This window comes from Bradyrhizobium hereditatis, assembly GCF_020329435.1.
GTDB lineage: Bacteria > Pseudomonadota > Alphaproteobacteria > Rhizobiales > Xanthobacteraceae > Bradyrhizobium > Bradyrhizobium hereditatis.
Genome location: NZ_JAGKJK010000031.1, coordinates 30,473 through 42,816, shown reverse-complemented (window position 1 = coordinate 42,816; position 12,344 = coordinate 30,473). Strand labels below are relative to the sequence as shown.

Annotated in this window: 14 protein-coding genes; 5 read left to right on the top strand and 9 right to left on the bottom strand. The window is 62.0% G+C overall.

What is annotated here, in order from left to right:
* Nucleotides 1-323: 323 nt before the first annotated feature.
* A complete protein-coding gene (gene ispG / locus J6524_RS35920) occupies nt 324-1,616 on the bottom strand; it encodes a flavodoxin-dependent (E)-4-hydroxy-3-methylbut-2-enyl-diphosphate synthase (protein WP_225678604.1) in 1,293 nt (430 codons plus the stop codon).
* A gap of 267 nt (nt 1,617-1,883) precedes the next feature.
* On the opposite strand from ispG, the gene J6524_RS35915 reads away from it, so the two are divergent.
* Together J6524_RS35915 and J6524_RS35910 are read left to right on the top strand one after the other, a co-directional pair.
* Nucleotides 1,884-2,759: a sulfurtransferase gene (locus J6524_RS35915; protein WP_225678603.1), complete on the top strand. Its 876-nt coding sequence runs from the start codon at nt 1,884-1,886 to the stop codon at nt 2,757-2,759.
* A gap of 88 nt (nt 2,760-2,847) precedes the next feature.
* Nucleotides 2,848-3,105 (top strand): hypothetical protein, encoded by a 258-nt coding sequence (locus tag J6524_RS35910; protein WP_225678602.1) that lies wholly within the window; start codon nt 2,848-2,850, stop codon nt 3,103-3,105.
* A 227-nt stretch (nt 3,106-3,332) separates the two neighbouring features.
* Here J6524_RS35910 and J6524_RS35905 read toward each other — a convergent pair whose 3' ends face one another.
* Both J6524_RS35905 and J6524_RS35900 read right to left on the bottom strand, forming a co-directional pair.
* The gene (locus J6524_RS35905) at nt 3,333-4,271 is read right to left on the bottom strand and encodes a DMT family transporter (protein WP_225678601.1); all 939 of its coding nucleotides are present in this window, start codon (nt 4,269-4,271) and stop codon (nt 3,333-3,335) included.
* A 33-nt stretch (nt 4,272-4,304) separates the two neighbouring features.
* The gene (locus tag J6524_RS35900) at nt 4,305-4,790 is read right to left on the bottom strand and encodes a Fur family transcriptional regulator (RefSeq protein WP_225678600.1); all 486 of its coding nucleotides are present in this window, start codon (nt 4,788-4,790) and stop codon (nt 4,305-4,307) included.
* Nucleotides 4,791-4,945: 155 nt separating this feature from the next.
* Between J6524_RS35900 and J6524_RS35895 the strand changes: the two genes are divergently transcribed.
* The 3 genes from J6524_RS35895 to J6524_RS35885 are packed head-to-tail and all read left to right on the top strand — an operon-like array spanning nt 4,946 to nt 8,145.
* Nucleotides 4,946-5,425 (top strand): MarR family winged helix-turn-helix transcriptional regulator, encoded by a 480-nt coding sequence (locus J6524_RS35895; protein ID WP_225678599.1) that lies wholly within the window; start codon nt 4,946-4,948, stop codon nt 5,423-5,425.
* Nucleotides 5,418-6,581, top strand: coding sequence for an HlyD family secretion protein (locus tag J6524_RS35890; protein ID WP_225678598.1), 1,164 nt, complete (start codon nt 5,418-5,420; stop codon nt 6,579-6,581). The genes J6524_RS35895 and J6524_RS35890 overlap by 8 nt, the downstream gene beginning before the upstream one ends.
* Before the next feature lie 4 nt (nt 6,582-6,585).
* Nucleotides 6,586-8,145: an MDR family MFS transporter gene (locus tag J6524_RS35885; protein WP_225678597.1), complete on the top strand. Its 1,560-nt coding sequence runs from the start codon at nt 6,586-6,588 to the stop codon at nt 8,143-8,145.
* Between the two features lie 15 nt (nt 8,146-8,160).
* On the opposite strand, the gene J6524_RS35880 is transcribed toward J6524_RS35885, so the two are convergent.
* The 6 genes from J6524_RS35880 to pcaH form a co-directional block, all read right to left on the bottom strand.
* Nucleotides 8,161-8,655: an SRPBCC domain-containing protein gene (locus J6524_RS35880; protein ID WP_225678596.1), complete on the bottom strand. Its 495-nt coding sequence runs from the start codon at nt 8,653-8,655 to the stop codon at nt 8,161-8,163.
* Nucleotides 8,652-8,975: an ArsR/SmtB family transcription factor gene (locus tag J6524_RS35875; protein ID WP_225678595.1), complete on the bottom strand. Its 324-nt coding sequence runs from the start codon at nt 8,973-8,975 to the stop codon at nt 8,652-8,654. Before J6524_RS35875 ends, J6524_RS35880 begins: the two co-directional genes overlap by 4 nt.
* Nucleotides 8,976-9,121: 146 nt before the next feature.
* Nucleotides 9,122-10,045: a DMT family transporter gene (locus J6524_RS35870; RefSeq protein WP_225678594.1), complete on the bottom strand. Its 924-nt coding sequence runs from the start codon at nt 10,043-10,045 to the stop codon at nt 9,122-9,124.
* Between the two features lie 37 nt (nt 10,046-10,082).
* Nucleotides 10,083-10,955 (bottom strand): shikimate dehydrogenase, encoded by an 873-nt coding sequence (locus tag J6524_RS35865; RefSeq protein ID WP_225678593.1) that lies wholly within the window; start codon nt 10,953-10,955, stop codon nt 10,083-10,085.
* 58 nt (nt 10,956-11,013) lie between these two features.
* Entirely contained in the window at nt 11,014-11,619 is a 606-nt protein-coding gene (gene pcaG, locus J6524_RS35860) for a protocatechuate 3,4-dioxygenase subunit alpha (RefSeq protein WP_225678592.1), read from the bottom strand.
* Nucleotides 11,620-12,321 carry a protocatechuate 3,4-dioxygenase subunit beta gene (pcaH, locus tag J6524_RS35855; protein ID WP_225678591.1) on the bottom strand — a complete coding sequence of 234 codons (702 nt, stop codon included), beginning with the start codon at nt 12,319-12,321 and terminating at the stop codon, nt 11,620-11,622.
* Between the last annotated feature and the right edge of the window lie 23 nt (nt 12,322-12,344).

The following is a 12,344-nucleotide window of genomic DNA, read 5'->3' as shown; positions in this document are numbered from 1 at the left end:
AGCTCACGTTCTCATTGGCGAGAAATCGGCCGTATCGGACTATCTTGGCCCGATCGCCATCCGCCGCTCGACGCAGGCACGAGCTCGCGCGCGTGACCATCCCTTCGAGCAGGGCCGCCCCCCTTTATCGAGACGACCATCCCCGAACCGCCCAAGCCTGAATTGTTCATTCAACATCTTGGCACCTCAATGGAATCGAAGTGCCAGATACAGAATCACAGCAGCCCGTCGCCGCGGAAGGCCAAATCAAAACACCGAGTCATTCCGTCGCAGCCGCAATCTGTGCATCTGCTAGCGCTTTTCGCGGGGACGACGGAGAGATATCACTCCGCCGCGGTCACCGCGCCCTCGGGGGTTTTGTTGCCCTTGCCATAGCGCTGGTCGATGTAATCGATCACCAGTGCCTTGAAGTCGGCGGCAATCGTCGGCCCGCGCAGCGTGCGGAACTTCTTGCCGTCGACGAACACGGGCGCTGCCGGTGCTTCGCCGGTGCCAGGCAGCGAGATGCCGATATTGGCGTGCTTTGATTCGCCGGGGCCGTTGACGATGCAGCCCATCACGGCGACGTTGAGCTGCTCGACGCCGGGATACTGCGTCTTCCAGGTCGGCATCTCGTCGCGGATGAAATCCTGGATCGAGCGTGCCAGCTCCTGGAACGTGGTCGAAGTCGTGCGGCCGCAGCCCGGGCACGCCGCAACCAGCGGCACGAAGGTGCGGAAGCCCATGGTCTGCAGGAGCTCCTGCGCGACCTGCACCTCAAGGGTACGATCGCCGCCGGGTTCGGGCGTCAGCGAAATGCGGATGGTGTCGCCAATGCCGTCCTGCAAGAGGATACCGAGCGCGGCAGAGGAAGCGACAATGCCCTTCGATCCCATGCCGGCTTCGGTGAGGCCAAGATGGATCGCATAGTCCGAGCGGCGGGCCAGCTCCTGATAGACCGCGATCAGGTCCTGCACAGCGGAAACCTTGGCCGAGAGGATCATGCGGTTCTTGGGCATGCCGAGCTCTTGGGCGCGCGCGGCCGACAAAAGCGCGGACTGCACCATGGCCTCGCGGGTCACCGCGCGGGCGTCGCGCGGATTCGGCGAGGCCGTATTCTCGTCCATCAGCTTGGTCAGCAGCTCCTGATCGAGCGAGCCCCAATTGGCGCCGATGCGGACCGGCTTATTGTTCTTGTTGGCGATCTCGATGATGTCGGCAAATTGCGTGTCGCGCTTGTTCTTGAAGCCCACATTGCCAGGATTGATGCGGTACTTGTCGAGCGCCTCGGCGCAGGCCGGATACTCGGCGAGCAGCTTGTGGCCGATATAATGGAAATCACCGATCAGCGGCGTAGTGATGCCGCGCTTGCGCAGGCCGTCGCGGATGTGCGGAACGGCGGCAGCCGCCTCCTCGCGGTCGACGGTGATGCGCACCATTTCCGATCCGGCGCGGGTCAGCGCCGCGACCTGCGCGATCGTACCTTCGACGTCGGCGGTGTCGGTGTTGGTCATCGACTGCACGACGATTGGAGCACCGCCACCGACGGCAACATTGCCGACCATGACCTGGGTGGTTTTGTGCCGGGCCTTCGGGCCGGCGACGTCATCTTGCGGGATAATTTCGGGCTTGTTCATGGGGCCTCGAATATCAGGTTTTGGTGACAATCACCAAGGGGGCGGCGAAGGCACAGTGCGCCTCGTCACACATGTTTTTTCGTTTGCATATTCAATAGCTTAGGCCATGCATCGCGGCCAAAAGCAGGGCGAAAGACCTCAGTCTTTCGTTAACCGCTATATTGGACAGGAATCGCCGAATTGAAAGGGTAAGCATGCAAAGGTGCATCTTTTCATGACCCGATGCGGGTTTTAGCATTGCTGAAACATAAATAATGGGAGGCGGGCGTGCCGGCGCGAAACGATCTGATCACGACGGCGGAACTCGCCGACATCCTCGGCCAGCCTGCTCTGCGCCTGTTCGATTGCACGACCTATCTCGAGCCTGCCCCTGACGGCTCCAGCCAACCCTATCTCACCGTGCCCGGGCGACACACGTTCGAAGCCGGACATATTCCCGGCGCGGATTTTCTCGATCTGCAGGGTGAATTCTCTGATGCCAGCACCGAGCTGCGCTTCATGATGCCTGATGTCGCGCAGCTCGAGCGCGCGTTCGGCGCTCACGGCGTCTCCAACGAAAGCCGGGTCGTGCTGTACAGCATCGGCACACCGATGTGGGCCACGCGGTTCTGGTGGATGCTGAAAGCGCTCGGTTTCGAGAACGCCGCTGTGCTCGATGGCGGTCTCGACAAATGGAAGCTCGAGGGGCGCCCACTCGAAACCGGACCGGCGAAGGGATACAAGCCGGCAACCTTCATAGCCAAACCGAAGCCGGGATTCTTCGTCGACAAGCATCAGACGCTCGCCGCCACGACCGAGCACGGCACCATCATCGTCAACGCGCTCGGCCCGCAATTCCACAAGGGCCTGGAGCCCAGCCGCTACGGCCGGCCCGGCCGCGTGCCCGGCAGTTGCAACGTCTCGGCGGCCACACTGCTCGACCCCAAGACCAAGGCCTTCGTCCCGCTCGGCGAGGCGGAGGCGAAATTCAAGGCGCAGGGCATCACCAAGGACAAGCGCGTCCTCGCCTATTGCGGCGGCGGCATCTCGGCGACGGTCGATCTATTCCTGCTACACCGCCTCGGCTACGACAACCTCACCCTCTACGATGGCTCGATGGGCGAATGGGCCAGGGACTGGTCGCTGCCGATCGAGACGGGTTAACTGCGTCCCTTCGGGTTCGTTCATGGAACGTTTAGCAGGCGGTTGACAACGGTTCTTGTCAGGCCAATCTAAGGCTTAGAGGTGAAAAATGAGCCCTGCCTTGGTACTAACGACGGTTAATGCACCTCATAGCAAGCAGCTAGATGCGCAGGAGCTTGCCTTTTGTCTTCTCCATCCCGAAGCGGCACAGGCAGTACCCGGGCACATGTCTGCGTTTTTTGGTGAAGTCAGTCCAAAGCTGCAAATCGAGTTTGCCAGCTCTTGCAATATTTCCGAGCAACAGCTCGCGGCGGCAGCCAAGGCGTTCGCCATCTATTCCGGCGAATCATATCCACACATCTCGTGAGCGCTCCGAAACCTTTGCCTGATTGGGCGCGGTTATTCCGCATAGCTCGCCGCCTTGAGTAAATTGAACCCGGACTTCGTGAATGGCGCGATTGCGGACCTGGCAATCAAGACCCCCTACAAGTCGATAGCCAAAGCAGCGATCGAGCGGACAACAACGATTCTCCGCGCAGTCTAACCAATCAATCCGAGATGGCTTTGGGCGCAGAACGGGTGTGTTGTGGCAGATCACGCCGGCACGTTCGGATCCGGCACAACCTTCGGATCCGGCTTGTTCACGAGATAAAGCCCCGCGATGACCAGCAGCGCCGCGACACCGAAGGCAATCGTCAGCGTGTCGTGCAGGATAAAATAGGCCGCGACGACGCCGAACAATGGCGTGAAGAAGGTAAACGACGAGAGCTTGCTCGCCGAGTAGGTCTTCACCAGAGCGAACCACAGCACGAAGGTGCAGCCCACTACCCAGATCGCCTGATAGGCCAGAAGCGAGATCGACAGCGCGCTTGGCATGTGGGTGATCTTCTCGCCGAACAGCAGGGATGCGCAGCCCAGGATCGGGATCGACACGGCGACCTGGTAGCTCAGCGCCTTCTCCGGCGCTGCGTTGCGAAGTTTCGTAGCCTTGACGATGAGCGTAGTCGCGCCCCACAGCGCTCCTCCGCCGACCACCAGCAGATCGCCCAGCAAGACTTTTGCGTCGACATTTGCCTGCGGCACGCCGATTGCCAGCGCCACACCTGCAAAGCTCAGGCCCAGCCCGCTCCATTGCAGCAGGCTGAGGCGCTCGCCGAGAAACTGATAGGAGCCGAGCGCGACGAAGAATGGCGCGGTGTAGAGAAACACGGCCGCGCGCGATGCCGAGGTGAACACCAGCCCCGTGAAAATCAGCACGAACTCGATTCCGAATAACATGCCGGCCAAGAGGCCGGGCCACAGCGAACCGTCGCGCTCGAAGAATTTCACGCCGCGCAGCCACCCTGCGAACAGCATGACCGGCAACGCGCCGGCGGAGCGGATCAACGCCTGTAGCATCGGCGGGACGTCGGGCAGCGCGAGCTTGACCGCGATCTGGTTGAACCCCCAGCTCAGGCACAACATCAGCACCAAGGCGATGGCGCCCGGTGTTAGCGCACGCCCGGCGGAAGGTGCTATTTGCTTGGAAGACATCTCTCCTCGTGGCCGGCCTGGCGCCGCTTCTTGTTATTTCTGGCAATGAGCGCAGGTGCCGGCGATCTCGACGACGGAGAGCTTTGGCGCGAAACCCGATGCCCGCGCTGCTGCATTAAGGCTTTGCGCGACAGGGGCTGCGGGAATTTCGCCGACGGAACCACAGAGCTCGCAGATCAGGAACGCCACCATCGAGGTCTCGTCATGATCATGCGCGCAGGCGAGAAAGGCGTTGCGGCTTTCGATGCGGTGAACGAGGCCGTTTTCCATCAGAAAATCGAGCGCGCGGTACACCGTGATCGGCGCCGGCCGCGGCATCGATTTGGCGAGTTCGTCGATCACCTCGTAGGCGCCGAGCGGACGGTGGCTCGACAGCAGCGCGCCGAGCACCTGACGCCGGATCGGGGTGAATTTCTGCGAACGCCGTGCGCACACCGCCTCGGCATGTGCGATCGCTTCCGCAGTGCAGCGGCCGTGGTCGTGACCAGGCGCGGGAAATGTAGGCTTTGTCAGGCTCATATCAGCCTTTTGTAGCAGTTTGAGAGCCAATCCCAAAGCCCGGCCGGCTGGATGGTTCCCAGCCATGTGCTGGAAGCGGATCAGGCCGCTGTAAACTCAGCATGCGCAATTCATAAGCAAGCTTAATATATCGCTAGCTTAGGGAGGCTGAGGGCATGCGCAGTTCCGTGGATATGAATTTCCTGTTCACGCTCGGCGAGGTGCAGCGGATGGTGCGCGCCTATGCCGACCGGCAGGCGGCACGCTATGGCATCACCCGCGCGCAATGGGCGGTTCTGGCCAAGGTCGAGCGCGCCGAAGGCCTGAAGCAATCCGAACTCGCCGAGCAGATGGAGATGCAGCCGATCACGCTGACGCGGCTGATCGACAAGCTTTGCGACAATGGCTGGATCGAACGCCGCGGCGACGAGAACGACCGCCGCGTCAACCGCCTCTATCTGCGCAAGGCCGCGCGGCCGCTGCTCGGCAAGCTCGCCGGGCTTCGCTCCGAGCTGACGGCGACCGCGCTCGATGGCATCAACCCGGCTGATGCGCATCGCCTGCTCGACCAACTCGACCTGATCAAGGAAAACGTTCGCAACGCGATCCAGATTCCGGCGAACGAGGCTCCACGAAAGGAGCAGCGTTATGGCTGATCCCGTACTCAAATTCCCGCCCGAGCAGAAGGGTGCGCCTGCGTCGCGGCCGAAACTCGCGGCCGAGCCGCGCCGCCGGCTGATGGCCGGCTTGCGTCGCTACCGCCGCTTTCTGCTGCTCGTGGTGCTGCCGCTGGTCGCGCTGGTGGCCGGCGTGACCTTCTATCTCAATGGCGGCCGCTACGTCACCACTGACGATGCCTATGTCGGCGCGCAGAAGGTCCTGATCACGCCCGACATCTCCGGCAAGATCGAGAAGGTGGTGGTGAAGGAAGGTCAGCAGGTCAATCCGGGCGACGTGCTGTTCGAGATTGATCCCGTCCCGTTCCGCCTCGCGCTGGCGCAGGCCAAGGCCAACCTCGCGCAGGCAAAGGTCACCTATGACAATCTGATCGCCGACCTCAAGATCTACGGCCAGATGAGCGAGCTGTCGCAGCAGGGCATGGAGTTGAAGCGGCGCGACGTCGAACGCAAATCTTCGCTGGTGAAGAACAATTTCGGCTCGCAGCTCGATCTCGACAATGCCTCCACCGCTCTCGTCACTGCGAGTGCGCAGTTCCAGTTGCTACAGCAGAAGATCGCCACCGCCAAGGCGCAACTGCTCGGCAATCCCGATCTGCCGCTCGAGGAATTCCCGCCTTACGCGCAGGCAAAAGCCGCGCTCGACCAGGCCCAGCGCAACCTCGACCACACGGTGATGCGCGCGCCGATGGCCGGCATCGCCACGCAGGTCGAACAGATTCAGCTCGGTCGCTTCGTCACTGCCGGCACGCCGGTGTTCAGCATCATCGACACCGCTAATCCCTGGGTCGACGCCAACCCGAAGGAATCCGACTTTACTTATGTCGCGGTCGGCCAGTCCGTCACGCTAGAGGTCGACGCCTTCCCCAATCACCCGTTCAAGGGCACGGTCGGCTCACTTTCGCCCGGCACCGGCGCACAATTCGCGATCCTGCCGCCGCAGAACGCGTCGGGCAATTTCGTCAAGGTGGTGCAGCGCGTACCGGTGCGGATCTATTTCGACAAGAACGACAAGTTCGTCCGCAAGCTCAAGGCCGGCATGAGCGTTTACGCCACCATCGATACCCAGCATAGCCGTTCGCTGTCGGCGCTGCTCGGCCTGTCGCCGGCAGCAGCGAACCAGGATCACGAATAGCGCGATGGCAACGCCGGGGCAGCCATCGGCATCCGTTCCCGGCCTGCGCCGGAACATGGTGACGATCTGCGCCATGACGGCGACCATCATGCAGGCGCTCGACACGACCATCGCCAACGTCGCGCTGCCCTACATGCAGGGCTCGCTGTCGGCTTCTCAGGACCAGATCAACTGGGTGCTGACCTCCTATATCGTCGCGGCGGCGATCATGACCGCGCCGGTCGGCTGGATCGCCAACCGTTTTGGCCGCAAGAATATCTTCGTCATCTGCTCCGCCGGCTTCACCATCGCTTCCGTGATGTGCGGGCTGGCGCAGGACATCACCCAGATGGTGGTGTTCCGTCTGCTGCAGGGTGTGTTTGGCGCGGCGCTGGTGCCGCTGTCGCAGGCCGTGATGCTCGATTCCTACGCGCTGCACGAACGCGCCAAGGCGATGGCGATCTGGGGCATGGGCGTGATGATGGGGCCGATCATGGGCCCGTCACTCGGCGCCTGGCTGACCGAGACCTATTCCTGGCACTGGGTGTTCTTCGTCAATCTGCCGTTCGGCGTCATCACCGTGCTCGGCCTTTTGATCTTTATGGATGAGACCAAGAAGGATCTCGACCTGCGCTTCGACTGGTTCGGCTTCACCGCGCTGGCAATCGCGATCGGTGCGTTGCAGCTTGCACTCGACCGCGGCGAGCAGCTCGGCTGGCTGGAATCCAACGAGATCATCGCCGAGTTTATCATCGCCGTGATCGGCTTCTATTACTTCCTCGCCCATTCGCTGACGACGCAACATCCGTTCATCCAGTTCGCGCTGTTCAAGGACAAGAATTTCGTCGCCGGCTGCGTGTTCATGGCCGTGATGGGGCTGGTGCTGTTTTCCACCATGGCCCTCTCCTCACCGTTCCTGCAGAACGTGATCGGCTATCCGATCATCACCGCCGGGCTTCTGCTGGCGAGCCGCGGCTGCGGCACGTTCGTGGCGATGATGCTGGTCGGCCGCATGATGAACCATATCGAGGCGCGGACGCTGATCGTTGCAGGCCTCGGTATCACCTGTCTGTCGCTGTTCTACATGACGGGCTGGACCGACCAGACCGGCGTGACCGAGATCGTGATCATCAGCGTGGTGCAGGGCTTTGGCTTTGGCCTGGTGTTCGTGCCGCTTTCCACCGTGGCATTCCTGACGCTGCCCAATCATCTGCGCACCGACGGCACCTCGATGCTGACATTGATGCGCAATGTGGCCAGCTCGATCGGGATCTCGCTCGTGATCTCGCAACTGACGCAGGGCACGCGCTACACCTACGCGGTGCTGTCGGAACACGTCAATCCGTTCAATCACGCCCTGCAGATGCCCGGGGTGCGCGATATGATCGATCTCGCCACCGACAAGGGCCGCGCCATGGCCGACATGATGGTCAAGGTGCAGGCGCAGATCATCGCATTCTCGTACGACTACCAGCTCGTGATGATCTTCACCGCCTGCGCCATACCGCTCGCCATCATGATCGGTTCGACCAAGGCGACGCTGCGCAAGCAGTCGATCGCGCCGGATCATGCGGTGATGGAGTAGGCCGCCGGCTCGCGGTTACGGCCGCGTCGGTACAGAAAGTGCGTCAAGCCGCGCGTAACTCGCTTCCATTCCATCTTCCATGCCGGTCGCCAGCATCGCAGCGCGCGTCGCGGCATCTGGCAAGGTCATCCGCATGGTCATCAATGTACCGGTGCCGTCGGGTGCGAAATTCGTTTCGACATGATTGTCCGGCGTTGGATCGGGCATATGCATCCGTTCAACGTGAACGAGCCGGCTGAACGGCACCACCTCGATAAACTCCCCAGTCAGGTAGAACCCACCTCCCTTGCCGTCGCTCCATTCGTAACGGATCTTGCCGCCCGGTCGCGCCTCATTGATGCAGACCGGCATCGTCCAGCCTTCCGGACCAAGCAGCCATTTCTGGATCAACGCGGGTTCGGTGTGCGCGCGATACACCGCCTCGGGCGGAGCGGCGAAATGCCTGGTAACAACGACGTGGGTGTCGCCTTCGGTCTTCAGCGTCAACTTGCCCATCGGAATGCCTTTCATTCTTCGGTTTTCATGGCGGCCAGAACGTCGTCCAGCCGGTTGTAGTTCGCGGTCAGGGTCTGCCGCAGCATCCCGAGCCATTGGTCGATCTCGGCAATGGCCGTCGGCGCCAGTCGGCACGGGCGCTTCGTGCCTTCGACCCGCCGGAGGATGAGACCTGCGCCCTCAAGCACCTTGAGGTGTCGGGAGATGGCGGGCTGCGTCATCTCGAATGGCTCGGCCAGCTCCATGACGGTGGCTTCGCCCAACGCGAGACGCGCCAGGATCGCGCGACGAGTTGGGTCAGCCAGCGCGGAAAAGGCTGCATCGAGGTTCGACATCGACCATCTCAGATCAGTTATATAAAAGATATGTTATATAATAGGTCGGTTATTGTCAAGCTCATGCAAAAGGGACGACGCCGAAGGAAACGGCTATGCGCATCGCGCGCGAAAGATGCCACGAGATCGACCGAGCCGATGTTGCTTTAGGGTGGTGATCCGCTCTGCTTGGCCTGCAGGCTCAGCCACATGCCGCCGAGCGACAGCGCGCCGCCGATCAGATGGATCATGGTCGGCGCCTCCCCGAGAAACAGGATCGACAGCAGCGCGCTGACGATCGGCCCGAGGTAGAGGCTCAGCGACGTCGACACCGCGCCGAACTTCGCGCCGAGATAGGCATAGGCCGAATAGGCAAACAGCCCAGGAACAAGGCCGGCGAACAGATAGGCCAGCGCCGCACGCCCGCTGAACGCGGCTGAAGGCGCCGACCACATTTCATGGACAGCGAAGGGTAGCGAGAATAGCGCGCCCGCGGCCGCGAACAGGCCGATCCGCGCCAAAAAGCTTATCCCGCTGCCGACGCGGTTCTGTAGCAGGGTGTATCCTGCCCAGCCCAGCATCGCCATCAGTGCGAGCAGGTCCCCGGTCACCACGCCTGCCCCGATGGCGTGCTGCCCTTTGGTAATGATCAAGGCAGCGCCCGCCAGCGACAGCAGCATGCCGATGATCTGATTTCGACGGATCGATTCCTGGCCGGATACAAAAGAGAACAGCAGGACTGCGAGCGGCGACAGCGCCATGATCAGCGCCAGGTTGATCGCCGAGGTCGTGACGCCAGCGAGATAGACCGGACCGCCGCACACGAACATGCCGAGAAATCCGGCCGCCACGATCCCGAACGTCTGTCCCTGCAACAGGCCGGGCTTTTCCCGCAACGCCATCACGATGGCGGGAAGCAAGCCGAGCGCGACGATGCTCCAGCGGAAGAAGGCAATCGAGAACGGCGGAACGGTTCCGGCCACGCCGCGCGCCAGGATCATGTTGGAGACCTGGGCGGTTGCAACCAGCAGGAAGCCGAGCAGGCCCAGCACTTCACGCGCTTTGCTGGCGGCTTCCTTGGGTTCGACCATGCCGGATCCATTATCTGCGAAACCGAGGCGACATTCTTCACGCCGAAGAGTATCTGCTTGCCATCACGGCGTCGAACGCGTTCTGGATTACGTCGACCGGCGGCTTCAATCCAGTAAACAATTCAAACGCTTCCGCGGCCTGATAGATGGCAAGCTCGCGCCCCGTCATGAGTCTGGCGCCTCTTGCCCTTGCTGCGGTTAGCAGCGGCGTCCATAGCGGCGTATAGACCGCATCGGCCACCCACAAACCGCGATTCAACAGCGCTTCCGGCACAGCCATGCCGCGATCCGGCAACATGCCGACCGGCGTTGCGTTGACCACGCCCACAACACCCTGCAGCGCGTCCGCGATGTCATCGGCAACCCGCGTTTCCAGACGGTCGCGCAATTGCATCGCCAGCCGTTCGGCCTTGCCGCGATCGACATCGAAGGTACTGATTCCGACAACGCCAAGACTCGCGAGCGCAAATGCGATCGCCTTGCCGACTCCGCCGGCGCCGATTAGCGCGACCGCTCCACGATTGGAAGCAGCGACCAGATCGGCAATAGCCCGCTCGAAGCCTGTGGTGTCTGTGTTATGTCCGATCAGCCGTCCATCGCGCACGACGACGGTGTTCACCGCGCCGATGTCACGCGCCCGTGCCGACATTTCATCGAGTAATTGGACGACGGCTTCTTTGTATGGAAACGTGACGTTCACGCCGGCAAAGCCAAGGCGTCTGACACCCTCGAGCAACGCTCGCAAGCCGGCTGCATTGGCGCCCGCGACCTCGATCAGTTGATAGTGGCAGCGAACGCCCAACGCGTCGCCGGCCTGTTCATGCATTGCCGGCGCTGCAGACTGCGCGATCGGCGCACCGATCAACCCGGTCAAAAATCTTTCACGGGCCGAGCTTGGAGTTTGAGCCATCAGCGCCATGTCCTGCGGCAATTGAAGACATCAGCGCAAGCTTCCGCGCCAACGCCGATTATACGTCGAAAAATACCGTCTCTTTGTCGCCCTGCAAATGAATGTCGAAACGATAGACCGGATTGCCGTTGCCCGGCTGTCGCGTTGCGATCAGCGTCGAACGACGATCGGCCGGCACCAGCGCAAGCACAGGATCGGCGGCGTTGGCGGCCTCGCCGTCGAAATAGATCCTGGAATAGAGGTGCAGCAGCATGCCGCGTGCATACACCGCAAGCACGATATGCGGCGCCTGCGGCTTGCCGTCGGGATCGGGCACAACGCCTGGCTTGATGGTGCCGAAGGCGTAAGCCCCCTTTGCGTCCGTGCCGATGCGGCCGAAGCCCTTGAACGATGAGTTCGGCAATGCCCGCTTGTCCTGCGGATCGGAGAAGCGCCCCTGCGCGTCCGCCTGCCAGATCTCCAGCATGCAATCGACAACAGGCACGCCGTCGCCGTCGAACACCGTTCCCTCGACGCGGATACGTTCGCCCGATGTATCCGGCGTGACGAGGTTGTTGTTGAACGCGTCGTTCCAGTCGTATTTGCCGCTCGGCGTCAGGCCATAGGCGAAATAGGGACCGACGGTTTGCGACGGGGTGACCCCGTCAGGTTTGGCCTGCGACACTTACTTGTTCTCCATCGGCGTGGCGTTGCGCCCACGCAGCACAATGTTGAAGCGATAGCACAGCGCCCAATCCGGCTTGGTGTTCTCCAGATCAAACGAGGAGATCATCCGGTTGCGCGCCTTCTCGTCGGGGACCGAATTGAAGATCGGATCGAATGGGAACAGCGGATCGCCGGGGAAATACATCTGCGTCACCAGACGCGAGACGAAGGAGTGGCCGAACACCGAGAAGTGGATGTGGGCGGGACGCCAGGCGTTGTGATGATTGCCCCAAGGATAGGCGCCGGGCTTGATGGTGATGAAGCGGTAATAGCCTTCCGCGTCGGTTTGCGCGCGGCCGGCGCCGGTGAAGTTCGGATCGAGCGGCGCGGGATGCTGATCGACGACGTGGACGTAGCGCCCGCAGGAATTGGCCTGCCACAGTTCGACCAGCGTGTTCGGTACGCCGCGGCCATCCTCATCGAGCACATGGCCGTGCACGATGATGCGCTCGCCGATCGGCTCGCCCTTGCCGTGGATGGTGAGGTCGTGATCGCCCTCGCGCACCGTCTCGTGGCCATAGACCGGCCCGGTCAATTCCGACAGCGTATGCCGCATCGGGATCAGCGGCTTGGTAGGCGAGCGCTTGACCGTGCTCTTGTAGGCGGGAGATAGCCGCGGCGGATGTGCCGCGAGACTTTGCACTGGATAGACCAATGTCATGACCAACTCCTCCCTCGCATCGC